Origin of the sequence: Porphyromonas loveana, assembly GCF_003096695.1 — a bacterium.
GTDB lineage: Bacteria > Bacteroidota > Bacteroidia > Bacteroidales > Porphyromonadaceae > Porphyromonas > Porphyromonas loveana.
In genome coordinates this window covers 166,080-181,917 of record NZ_QEKY01000004.1, presented here as the reverse complement: position 1 = coordinate 181,917, position 15,838 = coordinate 166,080, and the positions used below count along the sequence as shown (strand labels likewise).

General features: G+C 50.6%; 11 protein-coding genes. 1 reads left to right on the top strand and 10 read right to left on the bottom strand.

Annotation, left to right across the window (positions count from 1 at the left end):
- Positions 1-99 precede the first annotated feature (99 nt).
- Positions 100-1,329: a site-specific integrase gene (locus C7382_RS03470; protein WP_116678924.1), complete on the bottom strand. Its 1,230-nt coding sequence runs from the start codon at positions 1,327-1,329 to the stop codon at positions 100-102.
- A gap of 484 nt (positions 1,330-1,813) precedes the next feature.
- On the opposite strand from C7382_RS03470, the gene hcp reads away from it, so the two are divergent.
- The gene (hcp, locus tag C7382_RS03465; protein WP_116678923.1) at positions 1,814-3,466 is read left to right on the top strand and encodes a hydroxylamine reductase; all 1,653 of its coding nucleotides are present in this window, start codon (positions 1,814-1,816) and stop codon (positions 3,464-3,466) included.
- A gap of 28 nt (positions 3,467-3,494) precedes the next feature.
- On the opposite strand, the gene hcpR is transcribed toward hcp, so the two are convergent.
- From hcpR to C7382_RS03420, 9 genes are all read right to left on the bottom strand, one after another.
- Positions 3,495-4,181, bottom strand: coding sequence for a nitrosative stress-sensing transcriptional regulator HcpR (gene hcpR / locus C7382_RS03460; RefSeq protein ID WP_116678922.1), 687 nt, complete (start codon positions 4,179-4,181; stop codon positions 3,495-3,497).
- Positions 4,182-4,197: 16 nt separating this feature from the next.
- Positions 4,198-4,554, bottom strand: a complete 357-nt coding sequence (locus C7382_RS03455) for a MerR family transcriptional regulator (RefSeq protein WP_116678921.1) — start codon at positions 4,552-4,554, stop codon at positions 4,198-4,200.
- A gap of 45 nt (positions 4,555-4,599) precedes the next feature.
- A complete protein-coding gene (locus tag C7382_RS03450) occupies positions 4,600-6,036 on the bottom strand; it encodes an O-antigen ligase family protein (protein WP_116678920.1) in 1,437 nt (478 codons plus the stop codon).
- A 39-nt stretch (positions 6,037-6,075) separates the two neighbouring features.
- The gene (locus C7382_RS03445) at positions 6,076-6,933 is read right to left on the bottom strand and encodes a hypothetical protein (RefSeq protein ID WP_116678919.1); all 858 of its coding nucleotides are present in this window, start codon (positions 6,931-6,933) and stop codon (positions 6,076-6,078) included.
- Positions 6,934-6,979: 46 nt separating this feature from the next.
- A complete protein-coding gene (locus C7382_RS03440) occupies positions 6,980-7,861 on the bottom strand; it encodes an MlaD family protein (RefSeq protein ID WP_116678918.1) in 882 nt (293 codons plus the stop codon).
- A 33-nt stretch (positions 7,862-7,894) separates the two neighbouring features.
- Positions 7,895-9,094: an N-acetylmuramoyl-L-alanine amidase gene (locus C7382_RS03435; RefSeq protein WP_116678917.1), complete on the bottom strand. Its 1,200-nt coding sequence runs from the start codon at positions 9,092-9,094 to the stop codon at positions 7,895-7,897.
- A 418-nt stretch (positions 9,095-9,512) separates the two neighbouring features.
- Positions 9,513-12,740, bottom strand: coding sequence for a carbamoyl-phosphate synthase (glutamine-hydrolyzing) large subunit (carB, locus tag C7382_RS03430; RefSeq protein ID WP_116678916.1), 3,228 nt, complete (start codon positions 12,738-12,740; stop codon positions 9,513-9,515).
- An 18-nt stretch (positions 12,741-12,758) separates the two neighbouring features.
- The gene (gene carA / locus C7382_RS03425) at positions 12,759-13,832 is read right to left on the bottom strand and encodes a glutamine-hydrolyzing carbamoyl-phosphate synthase small subunit (protein WP_116678915.1); all 1,074 of its coding nucleotides are present in this window, start codon (positions 13,830-13,832) and stop codon (positions 12,759-12,761) included.
- A 33-nt stretch (positions 13,833-13,865) separates the two neighbouring features.
- Positions 13,866-15,749, bottom strand: a complete 1,884-nt coding sequence (locus C7382_RS03420) for an amidophosphoribosyltransferase (RefSeq protein WP_116678914.1) — start codon at positions 15,747-15,749, stop codon at positions 13,866-13,868.
- Positions 15,750-15,838: the final 89 nt, after the last annotated feature.

The following is a 15,838-nucleotide window of genomic DNA, read 5'->3' as shown; positions in this document are numbered from 1 at the left end:
CATCAATCGTAATACGACAAAGGATTGCCGTTGTGCCGTCCGTTTTGGTCTTGTTCTTATTGATATAGAATAGGATTTTGAATGTACTGCGCATAGCTCTTATAGGGTTAAGGTTAGATTTTCAGTGAAAGAGAGAAACCGCTCGAACTCATCGAAGAGTTTCTTCGGGGTAACGTGGGCGTACCGTTCGGTCGTTTGGATATTGCTATGTCCCAACATTCGGCTGACCGTTTCAATGGAAACACCACGTTCCAAGGTAATCAAGGTAGCAAAAGTGTGGCGACCAACGTGTGCCGAAAGGGGAATGGAGATACCTGCCCGAAGTTGCAGAGCTTTGAGTTGGACGAGGTAAGCCGAATAGGCTATGGAAGCAAAAAGAGTGTTGCGTTCACCCGATTGATACCGCTCGATCAAACGCACCGCTTCGGATAGGAGCTTCACACGGCAAAGGGTATTGGTCTTCTGTCTGCGGAACTTCAACCACAAAGCTCCCTCATCATCCGTAAAGAGGTGTTCCCGATTAAGGGCAACCATATCGCAATAGGCAACACCCGTATAACAGGAGAAGAGAAAGAGATTGCGAGCGGTCTCCAACTCCACCTCATACGGCTCAAAGGTCAATCCCAGCAACTTATCCAACGAAGTCCTATCCAAAGCACGAGGTTGTTTGTTCTCTCCTCGCTCTATCTCCACGTGCGCAAATAGTTGTCGCTCTGTCAAGCCTTCACGATACGCCAAACGGCAGACTTTCTTTACCATCAATGTCATCTTACGATAATAGGCTTGCGAATGTCCTAATACTCCAATAGAGTAGCGTTGAAGACTTTCCAAGAAATCTTCTTCTATCTGTCCGAAAGGAATGTCTGCCGTGTGGTACTTCTCACCAATAAAGACTTGCAGATGCTTACGGATAGTATAGTAACCTCTCATAGTCGTAGCCTTTATTTCGATGCCCACCTTTTGCTCCAACTCTTCGACCATTCGATCGTATCGCTCCAAGAAGGTTGTCTGGCTCTGCATACTGCCTTGAAACTGCTCCTTGATGTCTGTTGCCGTAAAGACCGCTCCTCGCTCGCAAAGGAGTCGATAAGCCGACTGTACCGAGAGAAGCAAGCGTTCCAACTTGCCATTCGTTACCACCGCTTCACGGCTCTTGCCGTTCAGTCTGCTCTCACGAGCATTCCACAACTTGGGGTCGCACGACAGTTTACAACTGAATTGGGCGATGGTTCGCCCGTAAGTTATCCGCCCCATAATCGGAGCCTGTCCCGACTTGTCCAATCCGCTCTTTTTCAGGTAGAGCAACACCTTCATTTTGTCTATTTGCATACGCTTCTTTTTATGGGCAAAGTTACCCGTTACCGAAGCGTTCTTCGCTACGCAAAACATTGTAACACAAAGCATCAGCACCGCAATGACAGAAAGATGAGTTACCGAATAGCCTTCCGTCAGTTACCTTCTCCTACCTCTTCGTTACCATTCAAAGAATGGACTAATACACTGCAAATCCATCTCATTTCGATTTACTTACCTCTCATTCTCTCTATGCCCTTTCCTCTGATAGTTCCACGTCTGACTCCCGACAAATCTACTAGTAGATTCTCCGAAAACCACTAGTAGTTCGCGTGAAAACTACTAGTAGATTTTTTATAAGCCTATGGAGCCTCCGGCAAGAAGGGCCATTTATCCTCCCGAATCATGCAACCGCAAAATCGCCGTGTCGCCTATGCGACATTTGGAGCAGACGGGCGTCTCTACCTTTGCATCAGAAACAAATCAATGATCGATTAACGCAAAAAAGGAGACAGAACAAATGGAACAGAAAATGTTTTGCTATCAATGTCAAGAAACAGCGGGCAACAAAGGATGCTTGCTCAAAGGGGTCTGCGGCAAGGACTACAGCACCGCCAATCTGATGGATTTGCTCATATTCAATCTCAAGGGCATTGCCATCATCACCACCGCCATGCGACGTGCAGGAGTTGCGGCCGACTACCGCACGGCCGACAAGACTATCATGGAGTCGCTCTTTGCCACAATTACGAATGCCAACTTCGACTATACCTCCATTGCCAAACGAGTGGACAACACCTTCGCCCTCAAAGCGCGCCTGTTGCAGGAAGCCACAGCGCAAGGCGTGCAACTCCCTGCGAACGAAGCCGTGACGATGCAAGGCAGCCCCGAAGAATATGACCGATTGGCGCTCGGTGTGGGCATCCTCCGAGAGACCAACGAAGATCTGCGCTCACTCAAAGAACTTACCATCTACGGGCTCAAAGGCTTGGCCGCTTATGCCGAACACGCCGGTCGTCTGGGTTATGAAGACGACGAGATCAACGCCTTTGTCGAGCGCGCTCTCCACGACGTCACAATGGGGCTTCTATCGGCTGACGAACTCACAGCTCTGGTATTGGAGACAGGATCCTTCGGTGTCAAAGTGATGGCACTCCTCGACAAAGCCAATACCGAGAGCTTCGGACATCCCGAAATTACGGAAGTAAACATCGGCGTGGGCAATCGTCCGGGCATCCTCATCAGCGGTCACGACCTGAAAGATATGGAGATGCTCCTCGAACAAACCGAAGGTACCGGTATAGACGTCTATACGCATAGCGAGATGCTACCGGCCAATTACTACCCGAAGTTCAAAAAATACAAGCATTTCATAGGCAACTATGGCAATGCTTGGTGGAAACAACGCGAGGAATTCGAGACATTCAACGGCCCCATCCTATTCACCACCAACTGCATCGTACCACCCACAGCGGGAGCAAGCTATAGAGATCGGGTGTACACGACCAATGCAGCCGGATATCCGGGCTTCAAATACATCGAAAGTGATGCAGCGGGACATAAGGATTTCAGCGAAATCATCGCCATGGCCAAAACCTGCCAACCGCCCACAGCCATCGAAAGCGGCAGCATCATCGGCGGTTTTGCCCATCATCAGGTGCTCAGCATGGCGGACAAAGTAGTAGAGGCCGTGAGCAGTGGAGCCATCCGCAAATTCGTGGTCATGAGCGGATGCGACGGTCGTCAGAAGGGAAGAAGCTACTTCACGGAGTTTGCCGAGGCACTGCCTTCAGACACGGTCATCCTCACGTCGGGATGTGCCAAGTTCCGCTACAACAAGCTCCCGCTCGGTGATATAGGCGGCATCCCCCGCGTCCTCGACGCCGGACAATGCAACGACAGCTATTCGCTGGCCGTGATAGCGCTGAAGCTGAAAGAAGTAATGGGATTGGACGACATCAACAAGCTACCTATCGTTTACAACATAGCTTGGTATGAGCAGAAAGCCGTTATCGTCTTGTTGGCGTTGCTGAGTCTCGGCATCAAAAACATCCACGTAGGGCCCACCCTACCGGCTTTCCTCTCACCCAATGTGGCCAAAGTTCTGATTGACAACTTCGGCATCGCTGGCATCGGCACTGTGGAAGAGGACATCAAGACGCTGATAGCCTAAAGTAAGAACCAATAGAGACCCTCTCTGACTACTCCAATCTCGCCAGTCGGTGAGGTTGGAGTATTGCTATACGTTTACCTGTGACTCGAATCAATCCCTCCTCTTCGAGCTGAGAGAGACTCCGCGCCAATGACTGTCTGTTCACACCGAAGCGGTCGGCCAGATCTTTCCACGACGACTCTATGTGGATCTGGCTACTCGAGCTGTTGCGAGAGAGTTGCATCAGATAATCACCAATGCGTCCTTGGAGACTGCGCAAACTGAGTTGATGGATTTTCTTCATCAAGAAAGTACTGGTATCAGAGATCATCCCGATGAAATTGACCATCAGCTCCGGATGCCGGTGCATCATCGCTTTGAATTCCTCCTTACCGATTCGGAAGATCAGACTCACTTCATTAGCCAATAGCGTAACGGGCAGATGATTCTCCGAAGCAAAGAGCAGAGCCGGAGCCAATATACGCCCGGGGCCTAACGTATCCATCAGTATTTGCTTTCCAGAAGCCCCCACCATCTCGGCCCGAATCTCGCCACTACCTACGATGCGCAGGTCATGGAGCTTGTCCCCTCCGATGGCATATAATTCATCTGTAGAGAGTCGTTCGACCTTGTATCGGCAGTCGTCAAGTAAGCGTATGAGCTCTTCGTCGTTCATGCCGACGGCAAGGCCACTTATCTTCCAAGCTTGTAGCAGCAAGTCGAATGCAGCGTCCATAGTGTCAGCTCTACCTTTAATAAAGATTCTTCCGCTCCCACTTATCTATGGCATCGCGGATGTCACAGAGTTCTTGGCGGATTTCTTTCAGTCGGTTGATGACTTCTTCACGGCGGGTAGTGCCGTCATAATCATTGGAAAGAGCCTGTTTGGCTCCCGAGAGCGTCAGACCTTTCTCTTTGGTGAGGTGATGAATGAGGCGCACCGTCTCAATGTCTTTGGCCGTATAGCGACGCGTACCACCGGGAGAAGTACGCGGCTTCAGCGCCGGAAACTCCTTCTCCCAGAAGCGCAAAGTAGAGTCAGGCACGCCGAACATACGCGCCACCTCACTGATCGAATAGTACAACTTCCCCGGCTTCTGCTTCTTCATCACTTGACTCCCATTGATAAACCTCGCGGACGCTTCCAGAGCGCATTAAGAGGTTTTTGAATATTTCTTTAGCACTAAATCATCCTTCCGAATAGGCATAACGGCAAAGGTCGAGAACCAAAAAGCGAGCAAATAGACTCCTCGGACAAAGACAAGAGGCGATTCTATGGTCATAGTCAGGAGGGTGGTAAGCAGAAAAAGGAGAAACACATACCGCTTCTCACGATAAGCAAAGTAAATCAGCCCCACCATGAACAAAACCAAAAAGATGATGCCTATGATGCCAAACTGCATACCATCGGCCAAGAACTGATTATGTGGATGTTTCAGTTGAACGTCGGTTTCGATCCAAGCCTGCAATATATTGTCCATACTACCCAAACGTACTCCGGTGAGTGGATGAGATTGGATCACTTGCATAGCGACTTCTCGCATCTGCATCCGCTCTCCGTAAGAAAAGAAACGATGGGACAGAAGGCTATTCACGATCCCTCCACCCACAAGAATCACAAAGAGCACCAAAAACAATCTCTTCTTTCTTCTGAGCAGAAAGGAGCGCAAAAGGAAAAAGATCATAACCGTCAGAGGAATAAGAAGCATAGCCAAGCGACTCTGCGCGATAAAGGCGAAACAGGAGAGCGTCACCAGACCATATATCGCTTCCACCGTAGAGATCACTTGCTCTCTATAAAAATACTGACGTATGGCAACTGCAATGAAGATGGCATATATACCCAAAAAGATATAGGTGGGATGGGTAAAATGCGTCCAATAAAGCATACTGAAACTCGAAGCCAACGTAGGGTAAGGAGTCTTTAGGTAGAACTTGTCAAACGAGAAAGCCGACAAAACAGATTGGTCGTAGTATTGCGTCAGAAGTATGCACATCAGAATAATGCAGGACAAGTACACCAACACAAAACGATAAGAGACGGCAAGAAAAACACGCCACTCACTACTGGAGGGACGCCAGCAACAAAAAGCCAATGGCAAGGCCAACAATGGTAGCTGCTGCTTGAGCGTGTGCAGGCCATCCTTCATCTCGACAGAGCCTATAAGACCCGTCACCTGGAAGAGATAATAAGCCAGTAGCAAAACGAGAGTTCCGACCGGCAAGTAGAACTTCCTACGAATAATAGCATAAGCGTATGCAGTGGCACAAAAAAACCAGGTCACTCCGATGGCAACGCTCAACAGCTGACTTATCGCGGTAAAGATGAACAACAGGAGCATTAGTTTGCATGGTGTATTCACATCAGCCCGAACAATATCTTTCACCTCTGTAACAAGAAACATCCCTCCCATAACTATGACATACACCCATATAAAGAAAGGAGGAGTAGCCTGCTTCGGTTCGTACACCTGCCAGTCTTTTACCAGAGGATATAAAAGAGATAGGAGGATTATGCCCACAATGAGAAAAGCGACATTTATATTCTGTCGCAATAAACTGACAAAACGAATCGTAGGGGCTCCTGTCATGATATCGGTGAAGAGTGAATGGGAAAAATAAAAGAGTCTCTAACGAACAGATGCATCGAGCTTCTCTTTCAAATAAGTGATGCGCTTTTGGGCTTTGGCTCTCTCGTGACGAAACGTCTGGCGGGAGTCGAAGAGCTGTCTGATACGGGCTGTGGACGAGAGCGCCTTGACATCGGCACGCGAGATCGGGAACGAATGAACGACTTTTCCCTTCGACAAAAGCTCTGCACGAAGGGCATGGCCTTCCGAATCGGCCTGCATGAAGAAGTCTGCCAGCTTGGCTGTTTCCTCTTGTGGATAAGTCACCAGTTCGTAGTTCAGTCCGAGGTCAGCAAAACGGTAGTTGAGTGCTCCGTCGAAAGGGACATCGGCCGTTTGTATGGAGGACTTAGTCTGAGCGTCTGAAAGCCTCAGAGCTGTGTGCAGGATGGACTTGCTACCCACATAAACACTCAGGACATGGAGCTGTCCGAGCGTGTCCGCTCCACAGCGCAGGCGCGTGCGCTCTTCGGTCGGAGCAGGCCCGAAGCCCGCCAGAAAATACTCAAACTCTCCGGACTCCGTCGGCGTATTTTTCTTGAATGAAGGAGCCAAGCTGTCGATACGTGCCGATACGATCCGCAGCATGCTATCCGCATACTGCATATTGCGTTCTGCCTCTTTGCACTCCGCCTCGCGGCTCAGCGTCAACGCCTCGCGGCGTGCCACAGTGTCAGTGGCATAATGATTGTGGAGACTGTCGGCCAGAAGACGCACACCGGAATAGTCTGCCGCTTCGTAGGCCTTACGCATCGCCGAGAGCAACTGCTGCACCTCCTGTTTCCGATCCTGATGGCAAGCTGTTGACAGCATCAGAAGGAGCGAGAAGAGCAAGAGGGCGGAAATTCGTTTCGTCATACTGATATGCTTATATGGAGCTGTGTCGATAATGACACAGCTTCGATCAGAATACTGAGAAGCGTACGTATCGCTTCGGATTGGCCTTGAGGTCGCGCACGAGAGCATCGGTGCTTGCTGCCAGGCTGTCCAGTCGCAGATAGAGGGACTTGTCATTCAGCAACATCCCGAGCGATCCGTCGGCATTTCGTATCTGATTGGTGAATACTCTCAGATTCTCAGTCGTGGCCTGCAGCTCGGTCACCAAGGATTCCAATTTCACTTTCTTCAATTCGTCCGACACCTCCACGACATTATCCGTGATCGTACGCGCATTGGCGAGTACAACCGGCAGCTGCTTGCTGACGGACTGATTCAGAGAAGCAGTCAACGCATTGAGGTTTCGCGTCGAAGCCGCCAGATTCTCCAGTATGACAAGCAAGTTGGGATCATTGATCAGAGCAGACAGACCTATGACGGCAGAATCAATCTTCGGCATCATATCGACTACGGCAGGCATGACTTTGTTGGTCGCCATAGACATAATATCATCCCCATTCATGTCGGCCCGAATTGTATCTCCGGGGGAGAGATAGCCTTTCCGAATATCACCCTGTATGATCCGAAGTTCGGCACCACTCAGAGCCGTCTGATGGATGGCTAGCATACTGCCCTTAGGCATACGAAAGTTCTTATCCAGGTCAATGCAAACAATGGTGGAATTACCGCTGACGTAGTCGAAATCGAGCGACTTCACCACACCTACTTTGTACCCCTGGACGAACACGGGACTGGCCACATTGACGTTCTTTACCTCTGAGAATCGGACATAATAGAGATTCTCATTCTTGAAGATATTGAACCCCTTCAGGTAATTCAGACCGAAGTACAGAAGGAAAAGAGCGATAAGAGCCAAGGCCCCGATCTTAACCGATTTGCTTATTCTCATATCTCTATGTTATTATCATATTCCACTTTAGAGTCAATATATCTCTCTGGTGCGTTTGCCCCCTTCATAGACCACGATGAAGGCATCGGGGAAATGCTTGCGCACCTTGCGTTGCAGCTTACGAGCCTCCGCCTCGCTCGATGCGGAACCAGTCAGATAGGCAAATCGCTTGCCTCGCTGTTCGGTGGTCACCTTATAGCCTTTCAACTGTTTGTCTCCGGCTTTCAGCTTGGTCTTGGAGGTAAATATCTGAATCTTATAGGTAATCTTGGCGGCACGAGAGGTACGCGTCTGGGGCTTGGCCGCAGGTTTGGCAGTGTTCGTTTGGGGAGTTACACGTTCGGGCTGCTCGGCTGTAGCCGCCGTATCCTCCTGAGCACTAACGTCAGGTGTTGTTTCAGATGCACTATTATCATCCTCTGCAGGCCGCGGCACAGGAGTCCTGCCCGAACGTCGGTCGTAGTCCTCCTTATAGCGCGTAAAGCCTTGGGCAATGGCCGATGCCAGCTCGTCACGACCGGCTTCACTCTTGAGATACTGCGCCTCAGCAGGATTGCTGACGAAACCCAGCTCAACCAAGACACTCGGCATGGCAGAAAAGACGAGCACGGCCAGATTACCCAGCTTGACACCTCGGTCGTGACGTCCTTTGGAGACAAATCTCTTCTGAATCTGCTGTGCCAGACGAATACTCTGGTCTTGATGCACATTTTGGATCAGTTCGAACATGATATAGCTCTCTGTCGAGCGGGGATCGAAGCCTTTGTAAACGGTCTTGTAGTCCTTCTCCATCAAGATAACGGAGTTTTCTCGCTGCACGACAGCCATATTCTTATTGTTGCGCTCCCGTCCCATGACGAAAGTCTCGGTACCATAGGCACCCGAACCGCGCTCCTGTGAGTTGGCGTGGATGCTGATAAATAGATCGGCATTGTTCTTATTGGCAAACTCTGCGCGCCCCATAAGCGTGACGAAGTTGTCCTTATCGCGTGTATAGAGCACCTTCACATCGGGATGACGGCTTTTGATCAGACGTCCCACACGCAAGGCCACAGCCAGATTGACATCCTTCTCGCGCAAACCATTGGCCACCGTGCCTGCATCATGCCCGCCGTGGCCGGCATCGATGACGACAGTGAACGAATGATTACGCTGGGCATCTACAGGCCAGACAACTACAAAGAGCAGCAACACCCACAAAAACGGAAAGAGCCTATAGCTTTTAGTCCACATACACACTCGATAACGAATACCTAAAGTCGATTACAAAAATAGGGATTATCCGCACACAAACGATGCTCACAACACATTCCTCGGGAGCGATGCATAATAATCCTTACGTGTGTTCGAACTTAGCGCATGGAGTTAGGTTGAACTCACGTATGTATTATGAATTTCATGCTGCACAAATAGCCGAAAAAAGTCACGCCATTTCAAAATTATTTTGGCGCCATTTATGAAAGAAAATGGCGCCAAATCAAAAAACTTTCTACGCAAGTTCCATTGGTCTTTTGGCACCATATTTTCTCGATTTTCAGCCCGTTATTTTGTAGACTATAACTTCACAGCATCAAAAAGAGACAAAAAGAAAAGGGACCTGTCCGGAACTTTCGTTCGGACAGGCCCCCTGTGCAAAGGAACGGAGCGAGGACTATTTATACTCAGCCCAGCTCTTGATGCGAATATCGTCCATATCGTGCTTGCAGAATGCCGTGATAAAAGCCGAAGCCAGACGGGCATTGGTCACCAAGGGGATATTCAAATCGATGGCTGCACGACGCAGTTTATAACCGTTGGTCAGCTCACCCGCTGTCAGGTTCTTATTAATATTGACCACCAACTCCACTTCCCGATTGTGCAATAGTTCGAGCGCTTGTGGCTGTCCGTCCTCGCTGGGCCAGAACACTTTGGTCGCTTCTATGCCGTTCTCGCGGAGGAAGTTGTACGTCCCCTCGGTGGCATAGATCTTGTAGCCCTTGGCAGCCAACATGGTCGTGGCGTCAAGCATATCGACTTTTTGCTTATAGCTGCCGGTGGAGAGGAGCACAGTCTTCTTGGGAATGCGATAGCCCACGGAAAGCATACTCTTGAGCACGGCTTCGTCCGTGTCGTCGGCGATACAACCGACTTCGCCCGTACTGGTCATATCCACGCCTAAGACGGGGTCGGCCTTCTGCAGACGAGTGAAAGAGAACTGTGAGGCCTTGATGCCTACATAGTCGAGGTCGAACTCGCTCTTATTGGGTTTCTCTACAGGCAAGCCGAGCATGATACGTGTGGCCAGCTCGATGAAGTTGATCTTGAGCACCTTGCTCACGAAGGGGAAGCTGCGCGATGCACGCAGGTTACACTCGATCACCTTGATGTCATTGCCCTTGGCGAGGAACTGGATATTGAAGGGGCCAGATATATTGAGCGCACGTGCGATCTCGCGGCTGATGCGCTTGATACGGCGCACCGTCTCCACATACAATTTCTGAGCAGGGAACTGGATGGTGGCATCGCCAGAATGGACTCCGGCGAACTCGATGTGTTCGCTGATGGCATAGGCTACGATCTCGCCGTCGCGCGCCACAGCATCCATCTCCACCTCCTTGGCATGCTCAATAAACTGACTGACTACGACGGGGTGTTGCTTGGACACGTTGGCTGCCAACTCCAAGAAGCGATGCAGCTCTTCGTCATTGGAGCACACATTCATGGCAGCTCCGGAGAGCACATAGCTGGGACGCACCAAGACGGGGTAGCCCACCTCGGAAACGAAGCCGTCGATGTCGTCCATGGAAGAAAGCTCGCGCCAACGGGGTTGGTCAATGCCAAGACGGTCGAGCATGGCAGAGAACTTGTGACGGTCCTCGGCATTGTCGATGCTCTGCGCCGAAGTACCGAGGATGGGCACCTGCTGTTCTGCCAGACGGACAGCCAAATTGTTGGGGATCTGTCCGCCGGTGGAGACGATGACACCGTGAGGATCTTCGAGTTCCAAGATGTCCATCACGCGCTCGAAAGTGAGTTCGTCGAAGTAGAGTCGGTCGGTAACATCATAGTCCGTACTCACCGTCTCCGGATTGTAGTTGATCATCACGGAGCGATAGCCTTCCTTACGGATGGTATCCAAAGCATTGACACCACACCAGTCGAACTCCACCGAGCTACCGATACGGTAGGCTCCCGATCCGAGTACGACGACAGAGCGGTCGTCATGGGCGTAGGCGATGTCGTGCCTGTCGCCGCTATAGGTGAGATAGAGGTAGTTGGTCTGCGCAGGATACTCGGCAGCAAGCGTGTCTATGCGCTTCACAACGGGCACAATGCCCAGCTTCTTACGCAGAGCACGCACCTGTCCGGCGGCATCTTCCATGCCGGTAGGATCCGGCGACAGCACGGCACGGGCCACTTGGAAGTCCGAGAATCCGCGGAGTTTCGCCTCGGCCAAGAGCGCGGGAGAGAGGTCTTCGAGTTTGTCGAGGGACTCCATTTCCTCGGCAAGGGTGACGATGCCGTAGAGTTTCTCCAAGAACCAGCGGTCGATCTTGGTCAATTCGTGGATTTTATCCACGGTATATCCTTGGCGGAAAGCCTTGCTGATCACGAAGATGCGACTATCCGTCGGTTCGTTCAGGGCCTTGTCAATATCGGGGATGACGAGTTCTTTGTTCTCCACAAAGCCGTGCATGCCCTGACCGATCATGCGCAATCCCTTCTGAATAGCCTCCTCGAAAGTGCGTCCGATGGCCATCACTTCACCGACAGACTTCATAGAAGAGCCCAACTGACGACTCACGCCGTGGAACTTACCCAGGTCCCAACGAGGTATCTTACAAACCACATAGTCAAGAGCCGGCTCGAAGAAAGCCGAAGTGGTCTGCGTCACGGAGTTTTTGAGATCGAAGAGACCGTATCCCAAACCCAACTTGGCAGCAACGAAAGCGAGAGGATAACCCGTAGCCTTGGATGCCAATGCCGAAGAACGGCTGAGGCGGGCATTCACCTCGATGACACGATAGTCTTCACTATCGGGGTCAAGGGCGTACTGTACGTTACACTCCCCTACGATGCCGATGTGTCGAATAATGCGAATGGCCAGCTCGCGGAGCTTGTGGTACTCGCTATTGGTGAGGGTCTGGGAGGGTGCAATCACAATACTCTCGCCCGTGTGGATGCCGAGCGGGTCGAAGTTCTCCATATTACATACGGTGATGCAATTGTCGAAACGGTCGCGCACTACTTCATATTCTACCTCTTTCCATCCCTTAAGGCTCTTCTCTACGAGCACCTGAGGACTGAAAGAGAATGCCTTTTGGCAGAGGATGTCGAGTTCGTCTTCGTCGTCGCAGAATCCGCTACCGAGTCCTCCCAGTGCATAAGCGGCACGGATAATCACCGGATAACCCAATTCGCGAGCAGCTTTACGGGCTTCTTCTATGGTCTCAACAGCCTGACTTTGGATGGTTTTTACATTGATCTCATCGAGCTTGCGAACAAAAAGCTCACGATCCTCCGTGTCCATGATAGCTTGGACGGGCGTACCGAGCACTTCCACTCCGTACTTTTCCAAAACTCCGCTGCGATAGAGCTCGACACCACAGTTGAGCGCCGTCTGACCACCAAAGGCCAGAAGAATACCATCTGGGCGTTCCTTCTCGATTACCTTCTCAACGAAATAAGGGGTAACGGGCAAAAAATAGATCTCATCGGCTATGCCCTCGGATGTTTGGACGGTAGCGATGTTCGGATTCACGAGCACGGTGCGGATGCCTTCCTCGCGTATGGCCTTGAGCGCTTGTGAGCCGGAATAGTCAAACTCACCAGCCTCCCCTATTTTGAGTGCGCCCGAACCGAGCAGCAGTACTTTCTTTATTTTGCTCTTGTCTATCATATTCGTATGCTACTTTACTTAGAGGTTTTTCAAGAATTCGTCGAAAATAAACATCGTGTCTACAGGACCTCCACAAGCTTCGGGGTGGAATTGGGCAGAGAAGAAGGGCTTGCACTTGTGGCGGATGCCTTCGTTCGTGCCATCATTCAGATTGATGTATAGTTCTTCCCAGTCGCTTCCGAGAGAGGATGGATCGACTGCGAAGCCATGGTTCTGACTGGTGATGTAGCATTTGTTCGTACCCACTTCACGAACTGGCTGGTTGTGGCTGTGATGTCCGTACTTGAGCTTGAAGATATTGGCTCCGGCAGCTTTTGCCAAGAGCTGATTGCCCATGCAGATACCGCATATAGGTTTGTCGCCGGCTATCGCTTTTCGGATGTGCTCAACAGTAACGTCACACATATTCGGGTCGCCCGGGCCGTTGCTGATGAATAGTCCGTCATAGGCAATCTGGTGGAAATCGTAGTCCCATGGCACGCGATAGAGCGTGACATTGTCCCGCAAAAGCGAGCGAATGATGTTGTCCTTCACACCACAATCGACCAGAACGACTTTTTTGTTTCCATTGCCATAGGTAATCACCTCGCGACAAGAGGCTTCTGCCACCTGATTGACAGCATAGGGATCGGCGAAGTCGATGTCTTCCCCCCCTTCGAGAATGATTTTTCCCTTCAGCGCTCCATGCTCACGCAGGTGCTTAGCCAAAGCGCGAGTGTCTATACCCGTCAAACCGAATACCTGTTCACGCTTGAGCCAATCGGACAAACCCTCCACAGCATTCCAGTGACTATAGTTGTGAGAGTAGTCGGATACAATGATTCCTTCCATGTGTATCTTGTCGCTCTCCATGTATTGTGAGATACCATCCGACCTCTTTGCCGTAGTCGGCACACCGTAATTGCCTACGAGGGGATAGGTCATGGCCATGATTTGTCCGCGGTAGCTGGGGTCGGTCAGGCTCTCTACATAGCCGGTCATGGCCGTATTGAAAACCACTTCTCCCGCCACAGGGCGTTCACAGCCGAATGAATAACCGTCAAAACGGCTACCATCGTCAAGTATCAATGACGCTTTTCTTTGCTCTCTCATATCTTCATTTATGCTCTTATCGGTTCAGGGAAATTATTTGCCTAAGTCTTCTTCCATATAATTGATAAAGGCCTCATTGACCAGATGGGCGCCACCGGGCGTCGGGTAATCGCCAGAAAAATACCAATCTCCGGGATGATTGGGTATCGCTTCGTGTAAGCCTTCCAGACTTTGATACACGATTTCTACCTTGGCACGCACGCCTTCGGGTTTCAAAATGTCAACGATCTTATCCGAAATCTCCTCAGCTGTAAAAGGTTTGTAGATGGCTTTGACCACATTCTCGACTTCTTCGCCGAAGTTTTGCTTGCGTAGCTCCAGAGCTTTTTGGTAGGATTCGTGCAGGATATGCTCCATGCCGCGCTCCTGCAACAGGGCAACAGCAGCACGGAATGCCACGAACTCGCGCATCTTGCGCATGTCGATACCATAATAGTCCGGGTAGCGAATCTGCGGGGAGCTAGACACAATGACGATCTTCTTGGGCTGCAATCGGTCCATGATGCCGATGATACTCTGTCGCAACGTAGTCCCGCGAACGATACTGTCGTCTATTACAACGAGATTGTCCACACCAGGGGTCACTGTTCCGTATGTAATATCATATACATGTGCAGCCAAATCGTTTCGGCTGTTACCCTCGGTGATAAATGTTCTCAGCTTGATGTCTTTGATTGCTACCTTCTCGGCGCGTACCTTCTGAGCCAACACTTCACGCAGCTCCGTCTCACTCATATGGGGATTCTCCCTGATCGTGCGGATCTTGCGCTCATCAAGATAGTGATCGATCCCTTCAATCATACCGTAATATGCCACCTCGGCGGTATTGGGGATGAATGAAAAGATGGTATGCTGTATGTCGTAATCGATCGAACGAAGGATCCGATCCGAAAGGAGATAGCCCAATGCCTTTCTCTCGCGATAGATGTCTTGGTCGCTACCGCGGGAGAAGTAAATGCGCTCAAACGAGCATGCTTGATATTGCTTCGGCTCCAAAATCCGCTCAATGCGGGGTACTCCGTTGCTATTGATGAGAATGGCTTCACCAGGCATCAGCTCTTGAACAGCTTCGGCCGGGAGGTTCATCGCCGTTTGTATAACCGGACGCTCAGAAGCTGTCACGATGATTTCGTCATCCATATAATAGAATGCCGGACGTATGCCCCACGGATCGCGCATGGCATAGCTCTCGCCACTTCCCGTCACGCCACACATAACGTATCCGCCATCCCAAAAGCCGCTACAAGTCTTCAGTACATTGGACAGATCAATACGCTCCTCAATGAAATGTGTGATGTCCATTCCTTTGAGATTTTGCCCTTTACTGAGACAGAACAGACGTTCCACCTCACGGTCGAGACGGTGTCCTATCTGTTCCAGCAGGATATGTGTATCAGACATATTGCGCGGATGCTGTCCCACAGAGGTAATCTCTTGGAAAATTCCATCAACGTTAGTTAGATTGAAATTACCACAAATAGCCAAACACTTGGCACGCCAATTGCTGCGGCGTATCATCGGGTGTACAAAGGTGAGACCGCTCTTACCCGTGGTGCTGTAGCGAAGGTGTCCCATGTAGCACTCACCGGCGTATGGAATCTGGGACGATGCAAATGCAGCATCACTAAGCTGTTCGGCCGAATAAGCGTGGAAAGACTTATGCACGGCATCGAATATCTCAGAAATAGCGTTCGAGCCGAGTGCTCTTTCGCGGAAGAGATATTCCTCTCCCGGGCGACTATTGAGTTTCACCACGGCCAGACCGGCACCTTCCTGTCCACGGTTGTGTTGCTTCTCCATCAAGAGGTACAGCTTATTGAGGCCGTACATCCAAGTGCCATACTTATCGTGGTAATAACTCAACGGTTTGCGCAATCGCACCATGGCAATACCGCATTCATGCTTCAGAGGTTCCATCTTGTATGTTTGTTCTATATGCTAAAATTGGCAACAGACACACTTACAATACCGTAAGCCTCGATCTCTGTTGCCAATTCCATATTGTA